At 57.4% G+C, this 17669-nt stretch carries 19 protein-coding genes; 6 read left to right on the plus strand and 13 right to left on the minus strand.

The window, feature by feature from the left end:
• The first annotated feature begins 6 nt into the window (after window positions 1-6).
• From AB4P97_RS20350 to AB4P97_RS20370, 5 genes are all read left to right on the plus strand, one after another.
• Window positions 7-705, plus strand: a complete 699-nt coding sequence (locus AB4P97_RS20350; protein WP_042561322.1) for a PspA/IM30 family protein — start codon at window positions 7-9, stop codon at window positions 703-705.
• A gap of 210 nt (window positions 706-915) precedes the next feature.
• Window positions 916-1566, plus strand: a complete 651-nt coding sequence (locus tag AB4P97_RS20355; protein ID WP_395601545.1) for a DUF2491 family protein — start codon at window positions 916-918, stop codon at window positions 1564-1566.
• A 15-nt stretch (window positions 1567-1581) separates the two neighbouring features.
• On the plus strand, window positions 1582-2007 hold the full coding sequence (locus AB4P97_RS20360; RefSeq protein ID WP_042561324.1) for a DUF350 domain-containing protein: 426 nt from the start codon (window positions 1582-1584) through the stop codon (window positions 2005-2007).
• Between the two features lie 17 nt (window positions 2008-2024).
• On the plus strand, window positions 2025-2720 hold the full coding sequence (locus AB4P97_RS20365; RefSeq protein WP_042561325.1) for a DUF1190 domain-containing protein: 696 nt from the start codon (window positions 2025-2027) through the stop codon (window positions 2718-2720).
• Window positions 2721-2722: 2 nt separating this feature from the next.
• On the plus strand, window positions 2723-3880 hold the full coding sequence (locus tag AB4P97_RS20370) for a glutathionylspermidine synthase family protein (RefSeq protein ID WP_395601546.1): 1158 nt from the start codon (window positions 2723-2725) through the stop codon (window positions 3878-3880).
• A 75-nt stretch (window positions 3881-3955) separates the two neighbouring features.
• Here the strand turns inward: AB4P97_RS20370 and AB4P97_RS20375 are convergent, their stop codons facing one another.
• The 3 genes from AB4P97_RS20375 to AB4P97_RS20385 all read right to left on the minus strand — a co-directional run bounded on the left by AB4P97_RS20375 (window position 3956) and on the right by AB4P97_RS20385 (window position 7355).
• A complete protein-coding gene (locus AB4P97_RS20375; RefSeq protein ID WP_395601547.1) occupies window positions 3956-5161 on the minus strand; it encodes an acyltransferase family protein in 1206 nt (401 codons plus the stop codon).
• Between the two features lie 262 nt (window positions 5162-5423).
• On the minus strand, window positions 5424-5948 hold the full coding sequence (locus AB4P97_RS20380; protein WP_042561333.1) for a single-stranded DNA-binding protein: 525 nt from the start codon (window positions 5946-5948) through the stop codon (window positions 5424-5426).
• A gap of 9 nt (window positions 5949-5957) precedes the next feature.
• The gene (locus tag AB4P97_RS20385) at window positions 5958-7355 is read right to left on the minus strand and encodes an MFS transporter (RefSeq protein ID WP_042561334.1); all 1398 of its coding nucleotides are present in this window, start codon (window positions 7353-7355) and stop codon (window positions 5958-5960) included.
• 191 nt (window positions 7356-7546) lie between these two features.
• Between AB4P97_RS20385 and uvrA the strand changes: the two genes are divergently transcribed.
• On the plus strand, window positions 7547-10381 hold the full coding sequence (gene uvrA / locus AB4P97_RS20390; protein WP_042561335.1) for an excinuclease ABC subunit UvrA: 2835 nt from the start codon (window positions 7547-7549) through the stop codon (window positions 10379-10381).
• Between the two features lie 64 nt (window positions 10382-10445).
• On the opposite strand, the gene bfr is transcribed toward uvrA, so the two are convergent.
• The 10 genes from bfr to rplO form a co-directional block, all read right to left on the minus strand.
• Window positions 10446-10913, minus strand: a complete 468-nt coding sequence (gene bfr / locus AB4P97_RS20395; RefSeq protein WP_047303712.1) for a bacterioferritin — start codon at window positions 10911-10913, stop codon at window positions 10446-10448.
• Window positions 10914-11062: 149 nt separating this feature from the next.
• Entirely contained in the window at window positions 11063-12517 is a 1455-nt protein-coding gene (locus AB4P97_RS20400) for a catalase (RefSeq protein WP_042561337.1), read from the minus strand.
• A 240-nt stretch (window positions 12518-12757) separates the two neighbouring features.
• Window positions 12758-13144, minus strand: a complete 387-nt coding sequence (rplQ, locus tag AB4P97_RS20405) for a 50S ribosomal protein L17 (RefSeq protein ID WP_042561338.1) — start codon at window positions 13142-13144, stop codon at window positions 12758-12760.
• Window positions 13145-13186: 42 nt separating this feature from the next.
• Entirely contained in the window at window positions 13187-14188 is a 1002-nt protein-coding gene (locus AB4P97_RS20410; protein WP_003186012.1) for a DNA-directed RNA polymerase subunit alpha, read from the minus strand.
• A 22-nt stretch (window positions 14189-14210) separates the two neighbouring features.
• Window positions 14211-14831: a 30S ribosomal protein S4 gene (gene rpsD / locus AB4P97_RS20415; protein WP_003176404.1), complete on the minus strand. Its 621-nt coding sequence runs from the start codon at window positions 14829-14831 to the stop codon at window positions 14211-14213.
• 18 nt (window positions 14832-14849) lie between these two features.
• Window positions 14850-15239: a 30S ribosomal protein S11 gene (rpsK, locus tag AB4P97_RS20420; protein ID WP_002555466.1), complete on the minus strand. Its 390-nt coding sequence runs from the start codon at window positions 15237-15239 to the stop codon at window positions 14850-14852.
• Window positions 15240-15269: 30 nt separating this feature from the next.
• Window positions 15270-15626 (minus strand): 30S ribosomal protein S13, encoded by a 357-nt coding sequence (rpsM, locus tag AB4P97_RS20425; protein ID WP_009045849.1) that lies wholly within the window; start codon window positions 15624-15626, stop codon window positions 15270-15272.
• Between the two features lie 129 nt (window positions 15627-15755).
• Window positions 15756-15872 carry a 50S ribosomal protein L36 gene (gene rpmJ / locus AB4P97_RS20430; protein ID WP_002555468.1) on the minus strand — a complete coding sequence of 39 codons (117 nt, stop codon included), beginning with the start codon at window positions 15870-15872 and terminating at the stop codon, window positions 15756-15758.
• Between the two features lie 27 nt (window positions 15873-15899).
• The gene (gene secY / locus AB4P97_RS20435) at window positions 15900-17228 is read right to left on the minus strand and encodes a preprotein translocase subunit SecY (RefSeq protein WP_042561339.1); all 1329 of its coding nucleotides are present in this window, start codon (window positions 17226-17228) and stop codon (window positions 15900-15902) included.
• Complete coding sequence (gene rplO, locus AB4P97_RS20440) at window positions 17229-17666, minus strand: 50S ribosomal protein L15 (RefSeq protein ID WP_042561340.1); 438 nt, start codon at window positions 17664-17666, stop codon at window positions 17229-17231.
• Window positions 17667-17669: the final 3 nt, after the last annotated feature.

The following is a 17669-nucleotide window of genomic DNA, read 5'->3' on the forward strand; positions in this document are numbered from 1 at the left end:
TATCCAATGACTCAGTCCATCTGGAGCAAGTTGTTCACCGCACTGCGCGGCGGCGCCAGTGAAGTCGGCGAAAGCATCGTCGACCAACAGGCCTTGCGCATCCTCGATCAGGAAATCCGCGACGCCGATACCGCGCTGTCGAACGCCCGCCGTGAACTGGTCACCATCATGGCCAAACACAAACTGGCTGCTGACCGCGTGAGCGAGTACGACGCCAAGATCAAGGATCTGGAAGCCAAGGCTGTCTCGGCCCTGAACGCCGGCCGTGAAGACCTGGCACTGGAAGTGGCCGAAGCGATTTCGACCCTGACCAACGACCTGGATGTCGAGAAGAAACAAAGCGACGAGTTCGGCACCTACGCCGCCAACATGCGCAAAGACATCAACAAGGCCGAATCGCGGATCAAAAGCCTGCGCCAGCAAGTGGACATGGCCAAGGCCCGTGACAGCGTGCAGAAAGCCCAGGTCAGCGCGTCCATCGCCAGCGGCGGTGCCAACGGCAAACTGGAAACCGCAGTCGGCACCTTGAACCGCCTGCAAGCCAAACAGCAGCAGCGTGCTGCCGAACTGAGCGCTGCGGACGAACTGGCTGATGCCGCGACCGGCAACGATCTGGACCGCAAACTGCGCGACGCCGGTATCACGCCGAACGAGGGCAGCGCCAATGCGATTCTCGAGCGCCTGAAGCAGAAATCCGCTCAGTAAAAACTGCGCCAAACCTGTGGGAGCGAGCCTGCTCGCGAAAGCGGTGTACCCGTCGACATCCATGTTGACTGACACGCACCATTCGCGAGCAGGCTCGCTCCCACATGGTTTACCGGCTTCAAATCCTTCTGCTCGTTCACCACGCAGCCCGGTACACTAGCGACGTTTTTTTGCCAACGAACACCTCCACCCGCTTCAAGGAACGTACCCATGGGATGGTTTAAAGATTTGCTGGGCACCAGCAACTGGCAGACCGCTGCGCCAACGCAAACCGTTGCCGGCGGCCCACTCGGCATGGCGCAAGGCAAGGGTGTCAGGTTCGATTCGACCCTTTCGTTGCTGCTCGACGGTTCGACTTCGGTGCGTGTGCCCTTCGATCAGGCGGTCTGGAGCGCAGGCTGGGTCGATCTCGGCCAGTCCAACAAACTGCACCGCTATTACATGAACGACGAGGATTTCTGGGTGCAGATCCACGTCACCGGCAATGACCAGATCGAATCGGTCACGCTGTTCAACTACCTCACGTACGTGACCGTCAACAGCGATGCCGAACTGCAGCGCCTGGCCGGCCCCAACAGCCTGATCGGCCTGCCGACCTACACCCACGAAGGTGTCGAATACACCCGCGAGTGGGGCACCGAACAGGGCCAGACCGAACTGGTGCCGATGACCGAACACGTGGTCAATGTGGACGAAAGCTACACCATCAACCATCACTCGATGCTCTACGCACGCGAGACCGGCCTGACCGATCGCCGCGAACTGTTGCTGTTCTCCGTCGAACAGGATGAAGAAGGCACCGTCAGTCTGAGCACCTCGCTGGGCATCTCGTTGTACACGACTGACCTGAGCACCATTTAAATAAGGAAGTTTTCCATGCTGGAAGTGCTGGCCGTATCCCTTAACAAGACCGCGTTGACCGGTTTCATCGTCTACCTGATCGGCGCCGTGCTGCTGTTCATGCTGTTTCAATTCGTCTACACCCGCGTCACTCCGCACAAAGAGTTCGAGCTGATTCGTTCCGGCAACGCCGCCGCTGCCGTCGCGCTGGCCGGTGCAATCATCGGTTTCGCCATTCCCGCCAGCAACGTGATTGCCTTTTCGGTCAACGTTGTCGACTTCGTGGTTTGGGCGGTGATCGCCGCAGTGGTGCAACTGCTGGCGTTCCTTGGCACGACCCTGGTGCTCAAAGGTACTTCGCAGCGCATCGCCAACGGTGAAATGGCCGCTGGCATCTACGTCGCCGCCGTAGCGATTAGCGTCGGCATGCTCAACGCTGCGTGCATGACGCCGTCCAACTGATCGGCAGGAAGCCTTAGATGAAACGAAGTAAATACGTTCAGTTGTCCCTCGCAGCGTCGGTGGCCATGGCCATCTCTGGCGAAGCGGCGGCAGTCGATCAGCCCCGCAACTTCCAGAGCGTGGAACAGTGCGTCGATGCCGAAGTCGCCGCTGATGTTTGCTCGAATGCTTACGTTGCGGCCCTGACCGAGCACCGACGCATCGCTCCGGCGTATGACGACAAAGCCAAATGCGATGCGGATTTTGCCGCCGACTGGTGTCAGAAAAATTCCGATGGCCGCTTCGTGCCGAAACTCGGTGGCTTCAAAGTGCCGCAGCCCGGTGAAGCCGCGCAAAATCTCGATGCCATCGCCGACGCGCAGATGCCGGCGGGTGACACAACATCCAGCAACGCGACCCAGAGCACTTCGCACTACTCCGGTGGTGGAGGCGGCGGCAATGGCATGTTGACCGGATGGCTGATCGGCAATGCGATGAGCAACAATTCCAACCGCACGGTTTACCGCGACCGCGATACACGCCAGACCTACAACACTTCGACGCAGTACCGCAAAATCGAATCGGCACCGCGCAGCCAACCGGACTACGAGAGCACCAGAAGCAAACCGGTGAACGTCGCCTCTTCGACTTCCCGTGGCGGCTTCGGCAGCCAGTCCAGCGCGCGCAGCGGTTGGGGTGGCTGGGGTAGCAGTTCCGGTCGTTCGAGCAGCTGACCATGAAAAAGATCCACTGCGCCGAGCGCCCCGACTGGAAACCGACAGCCGAGAGCCTCGGCTTCATGTTCCACACCATCGACGACGAACCCTACTGGGACGAAAGCGCGTACTACCAGTTCACGCTCGCGCAGATCGAAAATGATCTGGAAGACCCGACCACCGAACTGCACGAGATGTGCATGGACCTGGTCGACCGCGTAGTGCGTAGCGAAGAGTTGCTTGATCGACTGAGCATCCCGCCTGCGTACTACGACATGATCCGCACGTCCTGGCTGGAAGGTCATCCGCATCTGTACGGACGCATGGACTTTTCCTACAGTGGAAACGGTCCGGCAAAACTGCTGGAGCTCAACTACGACACGCCAACCAGCCTCTACGAAGCAGCGGCGTTCCAGTGGGGCTGGCTGGAGCAATGCATCGAGCGCGGCACGCTGCCGAGCCAGGCCGACCAGTTCAACAGCATCGACACCAAACTGCACCAAGCCTTCGCCGAGTTACAGCTCAAGCGGCCGTTCTACTTCGCCTCGATGAAAGACTCGGTTGAAGACAAGGGCACCACGGACTACCTGCGCCTGATCGCGGAAAAAGTCGGCATCGAATCACGGCACATCGACATCGAGGACATTGGCCTCAGTGCCGACGGCCGTTTCGTCGACCTGCAGGATCGCTGGATCCCGCACCTGTTCAAGTTGCACGCCTGGGAGTTCATCTTCCACGAGCCGTTCGGCGCGGCGATTGCCGCGTGCGATACGCAGTTTTTCGAGCCTGCGTGGAAAGCGATCCTGTCAAACAAAGGCGCGCTGCCGTTGCTGTGGGAGTTGCACAAGGGCCATCCGAATCTGCTCGCGGCGCATCTCGATCCGAATCCGGCCAGCGCCGTACCCAGGGGCTGGGTGCGCAAACCGTACTTTTCCCGGGAAGGCGCCAACATCGAGCTGCAAACCGCGGACGGTCTGATCGTCAAAGAAGACGGGCCTTACACCGATGCGCCGTTCATCCTGCAGGAGTTTGCGCCATTGCCGAAGTTTGACGACAGCTACACGCTGATCGGCTCTTGGGTAATTGGTGATCAAGCGGCGGGGATTGGTGTGCGTGAGGACAACAGTCTGATTACCAAGGATTCGAGCCGGTTCTTGCCGCACCTGATCCTGGACTGAGCCGCTAAAAGCGCAAATTTTCAGCAACAAAAAACCCGTAGCGTGGAAGCGCTACGGGTTTTTTGTTTCTGGCGGTTATGAAAGCTCGGTAGAGCGAGCCGGCGTATCCGCCAGAGGCTTTTCTTTGAGAGCCTCGTGGGTGCCGATGCCGGCCATTCTGCGGCGCGAGATTTCCGCCCCCCGACGGCGCAGTGGCGTCTCGACGAAGCGGTAGTTCAACTCACTGCACACGGCCATGACCGCCAATGCGGTGAGCACCATTTCCACCGTGAACTCTGGGCCCAGCACCACGCCCCGCTCGCTGGCCACGCGGCTCCAGATTTCAGTGCTCAAGTGGTAGGCGAACATGTGGATGACGTACAACGCATAGGAGCGCGACCCCAGCCATTGTCCGAACCCGCTCAAAATCGCCGGACAGTAGATGTAGCCTTTTTGATAACTGGAGAGCCAGACCAGGATCAATGCATTCAGCGCAATCAGCCCGACAGCGATCGGCATCGAGATCATCTGGCCGGCAATGGCGCCGAGCATGTAAAACAGAAACAGCGTGATGCCCAGTCGTTTGAACACGCTATCACCCAGTGCCACAGGCTCGATTTGCTTGTACAAGGACGTGCGCGTGAACAGGCACAACAGAATGCCCCACATCATCGCGTCCAGCCGGAACGAGAAAAGCATCGGGGCGGGTGGCGCGCCAAAGCCATTGCGATCCAGAGGAAACTGCACGGCAATCAGCGCGATCAAGGCGATTACCCGCCAGCGCGTAGAGGTGATCAGCAACAGGAACAGCGGGAAGATAAAGTAGAACTGCTCTTCCAGCGCCAGGCTCCAGTACGCCGAATTCGGCCCCAGCAGCACGCCATACTGGTTCGCCAGATTGCCCGAGAATGTAGCGACTGCGGTAAAGCTGCGCAGGTTCTCGAACCACGACTGGAATGCATTCGACTGGTTGAAGAAGATCGAGAACGCCAGCGGTATCAGCACCCATAGCCACGCGGTGGGCAGCAGACGATAAGCGCGACGGATCCAGAAAGAAGTAGCGGCGACGCCGAACCGGTTCTGTTCGCGATTCTTGTCGAAGTAATCGAGATAGGCCTTGCTGACCACGTAACCGGAAATACAGAAAAACAGATCCACCCCTGACCAGGGTGAGTACACATTCAGCAAATTCCCAAAGAACCCCGCATGGAACGGCAACATCAGAGTGATGTGAGCCAAAACCGTCATCAGGATCGCCACGCCGCGCAGGTACTCGATTTCCTTGTTCTTGCTACTGCTCATGGGTTTCTCTTGTTGTTATGGAACAGCCCCTACACCGGGGGACCTGTTCTTGCAGAAAATCGACTGGATCGCCAGTCGCCGGGACGGATCATGGATCGGCTTGGCCCCGCCTTCAAGGCTCAGTACAAAACTTTACTGCCGCAATCGCCGGGACTGTTCAGTCATCTCATGGAGCGCCCGCCACTTTCAGCCCTGCCAAAACGACAAAACCCCCGCAATGCGGGGGTTCTGAGACTAAATCCGGAGCGATTCAGGACACGAATCAGAACGGAATATCGTCATCAAAGCTGTCGAAATCCGGAGCCGGTTGCGGCGCGGCTTGCTGTGGAGCCGGGGCCGAACGCTGTTGCGGAGCCGACTGCTGCGGGCGTGGAGCCTGCTGACGTGGCGCTGGAGCGGACTGCTGATAGTTGTTGCCGCCGCCTTGTTGCTCGCCCTGTTGTGGACGGCCGCCAAGCAGTTGCATGGTGCCTTGCATGTCGACCACGATTTCGGTGGTGTAACGCTTGATACCGTCTTTTTCCCACTCACGGGTCTGCAGCTTGCCTTCGATGTAAACCTGCGAGCCTTTACGCAGGTATTCGCCAGCGATTTCTGCAACCTTGCCAAACATCGAAACACGGTGCCATTCGGTCTTCTCGACCTTCTGACCGGTTTGCTTGTCGGTCCACTGTTCGCTGGTTGCCAGACTCAGGTTGGTCACGGCGTTACCGTTAGGCAGGTAGCGAACTTCGGGATCCTGGCCGCAAGTGCCGACCAATATGACTTTGTTAACCCCACGGGCCATAACGTTCTCCTAGGCTTCGCAAGCAGCCCCGGCCGGGTTGTTCACCAGGCGTTCGAGGGTGTCGCGATCCACTAATTCTTTGTCCAGTTTGATGTAAACAGCCGCTTCATCAGCAACTATCACTGCATCGGTTACCCCTACGAGGGCCTTGAGGCGCTCGACCAGACCCGCTTCGCGGATCGCCTCGGGCGACAACGGCAAGCGCAGGCTCGTCACGTAGGGAGGTTCGCGCATGGTAACAGCAAAGGCCAGCCATATGGCAGCCAGCCCGGCACATCCAAGGAACACAACCGACAGACCGCCATGCTGAAACAACCAGCCGCCGAGTATCCCGCCGAGAGCCGAACCGAGGAACTGGCTGGTGGAATACACGCCCATGGCCGTGCCCTTCCCGCCCGCCGGTGAAACCTTGCTGATCAGCGACGGCAATGAAGCCTCCAGCAGATTGAACGCGGTGAAAAACACCACCGTGCCAATCACCAGAGCCCGCAAGCTGTCACCGAACTGCCAGAAGAATAGCTCAGTCAGCATCAGCGTCATGACGGCGCCGAGCAAAACTCGTTTCATTTTGCGTTTCTTCTCGCCATAGATGATGAACGGGATCATGGCGAAGAACGAAATCAGCAGTGCCGTCAGATAGACCCACCAGTGCTGCTCCTTGGGCAAACCGGCTTTTTCCACCAGTGCCAGGGGCAGCGCGACGAAGCTCGACATCAACATGGCATGTAACACAAAGATGCCCAGATCCAGGCGCAACAGATCCGGATGCTTGAGCGTCGGCAGCAACGCCTGCCGCGCCACGCCCGACTCCCGATGCTGCAATGGCCCGGTGGACTTGGGCACCATGAACATGACGATCACGATTCCGACCAGCGCCATTGCGCCAGTGGCGAGAAACAATCCAGACAAGCCGAAGGCACTGGTCAGTAGCGGCCCGACCACCATGGCCACGGCGAATGACAGGCCAATGGTCATGCCGATCATTGCCATCGCTTTGGTGCGGTGTTGTTCACGGGTCAGGTCAGACAGTAACGCCATGACCGCAGCGGAAATCGCCCCGGCGCCTTGCAGGATCCGCCCGGCGATCACGCCCCAGATCGAGTCGGCCTGAGAGGCCAGCACACTGCCGAGGGCGAAAACGATCAGCCCCAGATAAATCACTGGCCGGCGGCCGATGCGGTCGGAAATAAACCCGAACGGAATCTGGAAAATCGCCTGTGTCAGGCCGTAAGCGCCGATAGCCAACCCAATCAGGGCCGGGGTCGCTCCTGCCAGATCCATGCCGTAGGTCGCCAGCACCGGCAACACCATGAACATGCCAAGCATACGGAAGGCGAACACCAGGGCCAGACCGCTCGCTGCGCGGGTCTCGCTGCCACTCATGCGTTCGCTGTGGGGATCGTGCATGGAAAAACCTCGTGTGAACCGGCGGCGATTCTACCAGTCCCATCGAAAGACGGGGTATATCGCGACGCTTTGCCACGCATAGATGAAACTCTCTTCATGCAAGGCAAAAAACGCTTGGTTTGATAGTGTGCATCCATCCAGTATTTGCCCGTATACTCCTACGTTTTCGACGCCCGCCGAGCGAGGCCACTTTGGACAAGATCCTGATACGTGGGGCCCGTACCCACAACCTGAAGAACATCGACCTGACCCTGCCACGGGACAAACTGATCGTCATCACCGGCCTGTCCGGATCCGGCAAGTCTTCCCTGGCCTTCGACACCCTGTACGCCGAAGGTCAGCGCCGCTATGTCGAATCCCTGTCGGCCTACGCCCGGCAGTTCCTGTCGATGATGGAAAAACCTGACGTCGACACCATTGAAGGCCTGTCGCCGGCAATCTCCATCGAACAGAAGTCGACCTCCCACAACCCGCGCTCCACGGTCGGCACCATCACCGAAATCTACGACTACCTGCGCCTGCTCTATGCGCGCGTCGGTACGCCGCGCTGCCCGGATCACGATATTCCCCTGGAAGCGCAGACCGTCAGCCAAATGGTCGACCTGGTACTGGCGCAACCGGAAGGCAGCAAACTGATGCTGCTGGCACCGGTGATTCGCGAACGCAAAGGCGAGCACCTGTCGGTTTTTGAAGAACTTCGTGCGCAAGGTTTCGTCCGCGCCCGGGTCAATGGCCGGATCTGCGAGCTCGACGAGCTGCCGAAACTGGATAAACAGAAGAAGCACTCGATCGATGTAATCGTCGACCGCTTCAAGGTTCGCGCCGATCTGCAGCAACGTCTGGCCGAGTCTTTCGAGACCGCACTGAAACTGGCGGACGGTATTGCCCTCGTGGCGCCGATGGACGACGAACCGGGCGAAGAGATGATCTTCTCGGCACGCTTTGCCTGCCCGATCTGCGGCCATGCGATCAGCGAACTCGAGCCCAAGCTGTTCTCCTTCAACAACCCGGCCGGCGCCTGCCCGACCTGCGATGGTCTGGGCGTTAAGCAATTCTTTGACATCAAGCGACTGGTCAACGGCGAACTGACGCTGGCCGAAGGCGCGATCCGCGGCTGGGACAGGCGTAACGTCTATTACTTCCAGATGCTCGGCTCGCTGGCCTCGCACTATGGTTTCAGTCTGGAGAAGCCATTCAACGAACTGCCGGCCGATCAGCAGAAGTCCATCCTGCACGGCAGCGGCTCGCAGAACGTCGACTTCAAATACCTCAATGACCGTGGCGATATCGTCAAACGTTCGCACCCGTTCGAAGGCATCGTGCCGAACCTGGAGCGACGTTACCGCGAGACCGAATCGGCGAGCGTGCGTGAAGAGCTGGCCAAGTTCCTCAGTACCCAGTCCTGCCCGGATTGCCGAGGCACACGTCTGCGTCGCGAGGCGCGGCACGTCTGGGTCGGCGAGAAGACTCTGCCGGCGGTGACCAACCTGCCAATCGGCGATGCCTGCGAGTATTTCGGCACGCTGAAGCTGACCGGTCGTCGTGGCGAAATTGCCGACAAGATCCTCAAGGAAATCCGCGAGCGTCTGCAGTTCCTGGTTAACGTCGGGCTGGACTACCTCTCGCTGGACCGCAGCGCGGACACCCTTTCCGGCGGTGAAGCCCAGCGGATTCGTCTGGCCAGCCAGATCGGTGCTGGCCTGGTGGGCGTGTTGTACATCCTCGACGAACCGTCGATCGGCCTGCACCAGCGCGATAACGACCGACTGCTCGGTACGCTCAAACATCTGCGCGATATCGGCAACACGGTGATCGTGGTCGAACACGACGAAGACGCCATCCGTTTGGCCGATTACGTGGTCGATATCGGGCCGGGCGCTGGCGTGCATGGCGGCCATATCGTCGCCGAAGGTACGCCCGCCGAAGTCATGGCGCACCCGGACTCGCTCACCGGCAAGTATCTCTCGGGCCGGGTGAAGATCGCAGTGCCAGCCAAGCGCACGCCACGCAACAAGAAGCTGACCCTGTCACTCAAGGGCGCGCGCGGCAACAATCTGCGCAATGTCGATCTGGAAATCCCGATCGGCCTGCTGACGTGCGTGACCGGTGTGTCCGGTTCGGGCAAATCGACGCTGATCAACAACACGCTGTTCCCGCTGAGCGCCACGGCACTCAACGGTGCGACCACGCTGGAAGCAGCAGCACACGACAGCATCAAAGGCCTGGAACATCTCGACAAAGTCGTCGATATCGACCAGAGCCCGATCGGCCGTACGCCGCGCTCCAACCCGGCGACTTACACCGGGCTGTTCACGCCAATCCGCGAACTGTTCGCCGGCGTGCCGGAATCACGCTCGCGTGGTTACGGGCCTGGGCGTTTCTCGTTCAACGTCAAGGGCGGTCGCTGCGAAGCGTGCCAGGGCGACGGTCTGATCAAGGTGGAAATGCACTTCCTGCCTGACATCTATGTGCCGTGCGACGTGTGCAAGAGCAAGCGCTACAACCGCGAAACCCTTGAGATCAAGTACAAGGGCAAGAACATCCACGAAACCCTCGAGATGACCATCGAGGAAGCACGGGTGTTCTTCGATGCGGTACCGGCACTGGCGCGCAAACTGCAAACGCTGATGGATGTGGGGCTGTCGTACATCAAGCTCGGGCAATCCGCGACCACGCTGTCCGGTGGTGAAGCGCAGCGGGTCAAGCTGTCACGCGAGTTATCCAAACGCGACACCGGCAAGACCCTGTACATCCTCGATGAGCCGACCACAGGCCTGCACTTCGCGGATATCCAGCAATTGCTCGATGTGCTGCATCGCCTGCGCGATCACGGCAACACCGTGGTGGTGATCGAACACAACCTGGACGTGATCAAGACGGCTGACTGGCTGGTTGATCTCGGGCCTGAAGGCGGTTCCAAGGGTGGACAGATCATTGCCACCGGCACACCCGAGGAAGTGGCCGAGATGAAGCAATCTCACACCGGTTACTACCTCAAGCCGTTGCTGATCCGTGATCGGGCCTAAACACCGGGCATGAAAAAGCCCCTGTCACTTCATCAGTGACAGGGGCTTTTTTATATCTTTGCAATCAGGAAGTATGCGACTGCAGATAGTTCTCGAGACCGATGAGCTTGATCAGGCCCAACTGCTTTTCCAGCCAGTAGGTGTGATCTTCTTCGGTGTCGTTCAGCTGAATCCGCAGGATCTCACGACTGACGTAGTCTTTGTGTTGCTCGCAGAGCTCGATGCCTTTGCACAGCGCAGCGCGCACTTTGTACTCAAGGCGCAGATCCGCTTCGAGCATTTCCGGCACCGTGGTGCCGACATCCAGATCATCCGGACGCATACGCGGTGTGCCTTCAAGCATGAGAATCCGGCGCATCAACGCATCGGCGTGACCAGCCTCTTCTTCCATCTCGTGGTTGATTCGCTCGTAGAGCTTGGTGAACCCCCAGTCCTCATACATCCGCGAATGAACGAAATATTGGTCACGCGCGGCCAGTTCGCCGGTCAGCAACGTGTTGAGGTAATCGATTACGTCTGGGTGGCCTTGCATCGCCCTACATCTCCCTGCTTGAAAGGCTGTAGTTTGAACCAACCGGACCGGGAGGTCACCCTTTCTACGCAATAAAAGCGAAGATATTCTGAGAAATGAGGCCTAAATAACGCAAAAACCGCCCAAATGAGGGCGGTTCTGCTTATCGTTTAGACTTCGTTAAGCTGTACGTTGAGCAGCTTTGCGATTGCTTCTCCATACGCCGGATCGGCTTTGTAAAAGTGCTGCAACTGGCGGTCTACGACGTCAGGCGAAACCCCGCTCATTGCCCCGGCAATGTTGCTGACCAACAGAGCTTTTTGCTCGTCACTCATCAAGCGGAACAGCGCACCGGCGTGGCTGTAGTAATCGGTGTCTTCGCGGTGATCGTAACGATCAGCAGCACCGCTCAAGCTCAGGGCAGGTTCAGCATAATGCGGCGCTTGCTTTGGCGACTCGATGTGGCTGTTCGGCTCGTAGTTGGGCGCCGCACCACCGTTGCTGCCAAAAGCCATCGAGCCATCACGCTGATAGGTATTCACCGGACTGCGCGGAGCATTCACCGGCAATTGCTGGTGATTGGTGCCGACACGGTAGCGATGGGCATCAGCGTAAGCGAACACACGACCTTGCAGCATGCGGTCAGGCGAGAGACCGACGCCTGGAACCATGTTGCTTGGGCCGAATGCGGCTTGCTCGACTTCGGCAAAGTAATTCAGCGGATTGCGGTTCAATTCCAGCTCGCCCACTTCGATCAGCGGGAATTCTTTCTGCGACCAGGTCTTGGTGACATCGAACGGGTTCTCGAAATGCGCCGCAGCTTGAGCCTCGGTCATGATCTGGATGCACACGCGCCATTTCGGGAAGTCACCGCGCTCGATCGCCTCGAACAGGTCACGCTGGGCGTAATCCGGATCGGTGCCCGCCAAACGCGCAGCATCTGCCGGCGTGAGGTTTTTGATCCCTTGCTTGGTCTTGTAGTGCCACTTCACCCAGTGACGCTCGCCCTGCGCGCTGATCAGGCTGTACGTGTGGCTGCCGAAGCCATGCATGTGACGGTAGCCGTCGGGAATACCGCGATCAGAGAACAGAATCGTGACCTGGTGCAGCGCTTCGGGTGAATGCGACCAGAAGTCCCACATCATTTGCGCACTTTTCAGGTTGCTTTGTGGCATACGCTTTTGAGTGTGGATGAAGTCTGGAAACTTCAGGGGATCACGAATAAAGAACACTGGCGTGTTGTTGCCAACGATGTCCCAGTTGCCTTCTTCGGTATAAAACTTCAAAGCGAAACCACGAGGATCGCGCTCGGTATCAGCCGATCCACGCTCGCCGCCGACAGTAGAGAATCGCAGAAAGGTCGGAGTTTGCTTGCCCACAGACTCGAACAGCTTGGCGCTGGTGTACTGGGTGATATCGCCAGTAACAGTGAACGTACCGTAAGCACCCGAGCCCTTGGCATGCACGCGGCGCTCAGGAATGTTTTCACGGTTGAAGTGGGCGAGCTTCTCGATCAAGTGAAAATCGTCGAGCAGAAGCGGGCCGCGCGGGCCGGCAGAGCGAGAATTCTGGTTATCAGCGACTGGAGCGCCACTGGCGGTCGTAAGCGTTTTCATCTGGCTCATACGGTCTTCTTCCTCTTTCAGTCTTCAAACTGCCGGCTAATCGGCTTGGTGGGAAGTATTGATCATTAACGTGACACCTACAAATTCATTGCCTTGCAGACATCGATAGAAAATTACTAATGATCATTTCCCGCACATGATGACAAAAGAGGGGAGCCGCAAGCTTGTACAAATCAATCATTTTCTTACAGGCACAAAAAACCGGGCACTAGGCCCGGTTCTTCGTTTCAGACTGACGTCTTACTCAGCGGATACAGCTTCACCGCCGGTAGCACGATCAACCAACTCGACGTACGCCATAGGCGCGTTGTCGCCAGTGCGGAAGCCGCACTTGAGGATGCGCAGGTAGCCACCCTCACGGGTAGCGTAACGCTTGCCCAGGTCGTTGAAGAGCTTACCAACGATAGCTTTCGAACGAGTACGGTCGAAAACCAAACGGCGGTTAGCCAGGCTGTCTGTCTTGGCCAAAGTGATCAGCGGCTCAGCAACGCGACGCAGTTCTTTAGCTTTCGGCAGTGTAGTTTTGATCAGCTCGTGCTCGAACAGCGACACCGCCATGTTTTGGAACATGGCCTTGCGGTGCGAGCTGGTGCGGCTCAGGTGACGACCACTTTTACGATGACGCATGGTTCATTCCTTACCAAACACTACGTTCGGTGATTACGACGATCAGGCAGTCGCCTTGTCGTCCTTCTTAAGACTTGCAGGCGGCCAGTTGTCGAGGCGCATGCCGAGGGACAGACCGCGGGAGGCCAGAACGTCCTTGATTTCAGTCAAGGATTTCTTACCCAGGTTCGGAGTCTTCAACAGCTCTACTTCGGTGCGCTGAATCAGGTCACCGATGTAGTAGATGTTTTCCGCCTTAAGGCAGTTAGCCGAACGTACAGTCAGTTCCAGATCGTCAACCGGGCGAAGCAGGATCGGATCGATCTCGTCTTCCTGCTCGACAACCACTGGCTCACTGTCACCTTTGAGGTCGACGAACGCAGCCAACTGCTGTTGCAGAATGGTTGCAGCGCGGCGAATTGCCTCTTCAGGATCCAGAGTACCGTTGGTTTCCAGATCAATAACCAGCTTGTCCAGGTTAGTACGCTGCTCGACACGGGCGTTTTCCACCACGTATGCGATACGGCGAACCGGGCTGAACGAAGAGTCAAGCTGCAAGCGACCGATGCTGCGGCTTTCGTCTTCATCGCTCTGACGCGAGTCGGCTGGTTCATAACCACGACCACGAGCTACAGTGAGCTTCATGTTCAGGGCGCCGTTAGACGCCAGGTTAGCGATTACGTGATCGGGATTAACGATCTCGACATCATGATCCAGCTGAATATCGGCAGCGGTAACCACCCCCGAACCCTTCTTCGACAAGGTCAGCGTAACTTCGTCACGACCGTGCAGCTTGATGGCCAGACCTTTAAGGTTCAACAGGATTTCAATTACGTCTTCCTGTACACCTTCGATGGCGCTGTACTCGTGGAGCACACCGTCAATCTCGGCCTCGACTACTGCGCAGCCGGGCATTGAGGACAACAGGATGCGTCGCAGCGCGTTGCCCAGGGTGTGGCCAAAACCACGCTCGAGAGGCTCGAGAGTGATCTTGGCGCGGGTTGGACTGACAACCTGCACATCAATATGGCGGGGTGTCAGGAACTCATTTACCGAAATCTGCATGGATGCACCTATTTTCTAGCCCTTACTTGGAGTAGAGCTCGACAATCAGGCTTTCGTTGATGTCGGCGGACAGATCACTGCGAGCAGGAACGTTCTTGAAAACGCCCGACTTCTTCTCAGTGTCTACTTCTACCCATTCTACGCGGCCACGTTGGGCACACAGATCGAGAGCTTGGACAATGCGAAGCTGGTTTTTTGCTTTCTCGCGAACTGCAACCACGTCACCAGCACGAACCTGATACGACGGAACGTTTACGGTCTGACCGTTAACGCTGATCGACTTGTGCGATACCAGCTGGCGGGATTCGGCACGAGTCGAACCAAAGCCCATACGGTATACAACGTTGTCCAGACGGCATTCGAGCAGTTGCAGCAGGTTTTCACCGGTTGCACCTTTCTTGCCAGCAGCTTCTTTGTAGTAGCCGCTGAACTGACGCTCGAGAACGCCGTAGATACGACGGACCTTCTGCTTTTCACGCAGTTGGGTGCCGTAGTCGGACTGGCGACCGCGGCGTTGGCCGTGGATACCAGGTGCTGCTTCAATGTTGCACTTCGATTCGATCGCGCGCACGCCGCTCTTCAGGAAGAGATCGGTGCCTTCGCGACGAGCGAGTTTGCATTTTGGACCAATGTAACGAGCCATTCTTTACAATCTCCTGGATTACACGCGGCGCTTCTTCGGCGGACGGCACCCGTTGTGCGGGATTGGCGTCACGTCGGTGATGCTGGCGATCTTATAGCCACAGCCGTTCAATGCACGGACAGCAGACTCACGACCTGGACCTGGACCTTTGACGTTAACGTCGAGGTTTTTCAGGCCATATTCCAGCGCAGCTTGACCAGCACGTTCAGCAGCTACCTGAGCAGCAAACGGGGTGGACTTGCGGGAACCGCGGAAACCCGAACCACCAGAGGTAGCCCAAGAAAGCGCGTTACCTTGACGGTCGGTGATGGTCACGATTGTGTTGTTAAAAGAAGCATGGATGTGGGCGATGCCATCAACCACTGTCTTTTTAACTTTTTTACGAGGACGAGCAGCAGGTTTTGCCATGATTAATTTCCTGTCGATTCGCGTGGGCGATTACTTGCGGATCGGCTTACGCGGACCTTTACGGGTACGCGCGTTAGTCTTGGTACGCTGACCGCGCACTGGAAGACCACGACGATGACGCAGACCACGGTAGCAACCGAGGTCCATCAAACGCTTGATTTTCATGTTGATTTCGCGACGCAGGTCACCTTCAGTGGTGAACTTCGCCACTTCGCCACGCAACTGTTCAATCTGCTCGTCGCTCAGATCTTTGATCTTTGCGGCTGGGTTTACCCCAGTCTCTGCGCAAATTTTCTGCGCAGTAGTGCGACCAACACCATAGATGTAGGTCAGCGAGATAACAGTGTGCTTGTTATCTGGAATGTTAACGCCTGCAATACGGGCCATTCAGTGGGACTCCAATTGACAGCTACCTACGCCCCGGAAGCCAAGAAATAGGGCGCGAGATAATATCGCTGTAATAACAAATAATCAACCCGGCAGCGCACTAGCTGCCGGGCTTCAAGCGGATCACACTCAGCCTTGGCGCTGTTTGTGACGCGGTTCCGCGCTGCAAATTACTCGAACAACACCTTCGCGGCGAATAATTTTGCAGTTACGGCACAGCTTTTTCACCGATGCACGAACTTTCATCACCAACTCCTCGAACCTTATGGGTACTCAGCGCAACATGCCGCTGCCGTAACCCTTCAGGTTGGCTTTCTTCATCAGGGATTCGTACTGGTGCGAAACGAGGTGCGATTGTACTTGGGACATGAAGTCCATCACAACCACGACCACGATCAGCAACGAGGTCCCGCCAAGGTAGAACGGAACGTTTGCCGCAACCACCAGGAACTGGGGCAACAGACATACGGCCGTCATATATAGAGCACCGAACAGGGTCAAACGGGTCAGAACGCCATCAATGTAGCGCGCCGACTGCTCGCCCGGACGGATACCCGGAATAAAGGCACCGGACTTCTTCAGGTTTTCCGCTACGTCTTTCGGATTGAACATCAACGCCGTATAGAAGAAGCAGAAGAAAATAATCCCTGCACTAAACAGCAGAATATTCAACGGCTGACCAGGAGCGATCGACTGCGAGATGTCCTGCAACCAGCCCAAACCTTCAGACTGACCGAACCAGGTACCCAACGAAGCCGGGAACAGCAAAATGCTGCTCGCGAAAATAGCCGGAATAACACCGGCCATGTTCACCTTCAGCGGCAAGTGGCTAGTCTGCGCAGCGAAGACCTTACGGCCCTGCTGACGCTTGGCGTAGTGAACAGCAATACGACGCTGACCACGCTCAATGAACACCACAAAACCGATAATCGCTACTGCCAGCAAACCGATCGCAACAAGGGCAAAAATGTTGATGTCACCCTGACGCGCAGACTCGAAAGACTGCCCGATCGCTCTCGGAAGACCGGCGACGATACCTGCGAAAATCAACATCGAGATACCGTTGCCAACACCACGCTCAGTAATCTGCTCACCCAGCCACATCATGAACATCGCACCAGCCACAAAAGTGGATACCGCGACGAAATGGAAGCCAAAGTCACCAGTGAACGATACGCCCTGCCCCGCCAGACCAATGGACATGCCAATAGCCTGAACGAGAGCGAGAACGACAGTGCCGTAGCGGGTGTACTGAGCAATCTTGCGACGCCCAGCTTCACCTTCCTTCTTCAACTGTTCCAACTGCGGGCTGACGGCTGTCATCAGTTGCATGATGATCGATGCCGAAATGTACGGCATGATCCCCAGTGCAAAGATGCTCATCCTTTCCAGCGCGCCGCCGGAGAACATGTTGAACAAGCTAAGAATGGTCCCCTCATTCTGTCGAAACAGTTCTGCGAGTCGGTCCGGGTTGATACCTGGAACCGGGATGTGTGCGCCTATTCGGTAGACGATAATCGCCAGGAACAGAAAACGCAGACGAGCCCAGAGTTCAGACATACCGCCTTTGCCGAGCGCAGAGAGAGCACCTTGCTTAGCCATTTATTCCTCGAACTTGCCGCCAGCTGCTTCGATAGCCGAACGCGCACCTTTGGTGGCGCCGATTCCCTTGCCGATAGTGACAGCGCGAGTCACTTCACCGGACAGCATGATTTTCACACGCTGTACGTTGACGTTAATCACGTTGGCATCTTTCAGGGACTGCACGGTAACGATGTCGCCTTCCACTTTAGCCAGCTCGGACAGACGCACTTCTGCGCGATCCATAGCCTTCAGGGAAACGAAACCGAACTTCGGCAGGCGACGATGCAGCGGCTGTTGACCGCCTTCAAAGCCTGGAGCAATGGTGCCACCGGAGCGGGAGGTCTGACCTTTGTGGCCGCGGCCACCAGTCTTACCCAAACCGCTACCGATACCACGGCCCGGACGATGCTTTTCACGACGGGAACCCGGCGCTGGACTCAGATCATTGAGTTTCATCGA

Source organism: Pseudomonas sp. A1230, assembly GCF_044218825.1.
GTDB classification, from domain to species: Bacteria; Pseudomonadota; Gammaproteobacteria; order Pseudomonadales; family Pseudomonadaceae; genus Aquipseudomonas; species Aquipseudomonas iridis.

Coding starts and splice junctions, on each gene's coding strand:
- AB4P97_RS20350 (WP_042561322.1), top strand. CDS start 7: ATGACTCAGTCCATCTGGAGCAAGTTGTTCACCGCACTGCGCGGCGGC.
- AB4P97_RS20355 (WP_395601545.1), top strand. CDS start 916: ATGGGATGGTTTAAAGATTTGCTGGGCACCAGCAACTGGCAGACCGCT.
- AB4P97_RS20360 (WP_042561324.1), top strand. CDS start 1,582: ATGCTGGAAGTGCTGGCCGTATCCCTTAACAAGACCGCGTTGACCGGT.
- AB4P97_RS20365 (WP_042561325.1), top strand. CDS start 2,025: ATGAAACGAAGTAAATACGTTCAGTTGTCCCTCGCAGCGTCGGTGGCC.
- AB4P97_RS20370 (WP_395601546.1), top strand. CDS start 2,723: ATGAAAAAGATCCACTGCGCCGAGCGCCCCGACTGGAAACCGACAGCC.
- AB4P97_RS20375 (WP_395601547.1), bottom strand. CDS start 5,161: ATGAGCAGTAGCAAGAACAAGGAAATCGAGTACCTGCGCGGCGTGGCG.
- AB4P97_RS20380 (WP_042561333.1), bottom strand. CDS start 5,948: ATGGCCCGTGGGGTTAACAAAGTCATATTGGTCGGCACTTGCGGCCAG.
- AB4P97_RS20385 (WP_042561334.1), bottom strand. CDS start 7,355: ATGCACGATCCCCACAGCGAACGCATGAGTGGCAGCGAGACCCGCGCA.
- bfr (WP_047303712.1), bottom strand. CDS start 10,913: ATGCAAGGCCACCCAGACGTAATCGATTACCTCAACACGTTGCTGACC.
- AB4P97_RS20400 (WP_042561337.1), bottom strand. CDS start 12,517: ATGAGCCAGATGAAAACGCTTACGACCGCCAGTGGCGCTCCAGTCGCT.
- rplQ (WP_042561338.1), bottom strand. CDS start 13,144: ATGCGTCATCGTAAAAGTGGTCGTCACCTGAGCCGCACCAGCTCGCAC.
- AB4P97_RS20410 (WP_003186012.1), bottom strand. CDS start 14,188: ATGCAGATTTCGGTAAATGAGTTCCTGACACCCCGCCATATTGATGTG.
- rpsD (WP_003176404.1), bottom strand. CDS start 14,831: ATGGCTCGTTACATTGGTCCAAAATGCAAACTCGCTCGTCGCGAAGGC.
- rpsK (WP_002555466.1), bottom strand. CDS start 15,239: ATGGCAAAACCTGCTGCTCGTCCTCGTAAAAAAGTTAAAAAGACAGTG.
- rpsM (WP_009045849.1), bottom strand. CDS start 15,626: ATGGCCCGTATTGCAGGCGTTAACATTCCAGATAACAAGCACACTGTT.
- rpmJ (WP_002555468.1), bottom strand. CDS start 15,872: ATGAAAGTTCGTGCATCGGTGAAAAAGCTGTGCCGTAACTGCAAAATT.
- secY (WP_042561339.1), bottom strand. CDS start 17,228: ATGGCTAAGCAAGGTGCTCTCTCTGCGCTCGGCAAAGGCGGTATGTCT.
- rplO (WP_042561340.1), bottom strand. CDS start 17,666: ATGAAACTCAATGATCTGAGTCCAGCGCCGGGTTCCCGTCGTGAAAAG.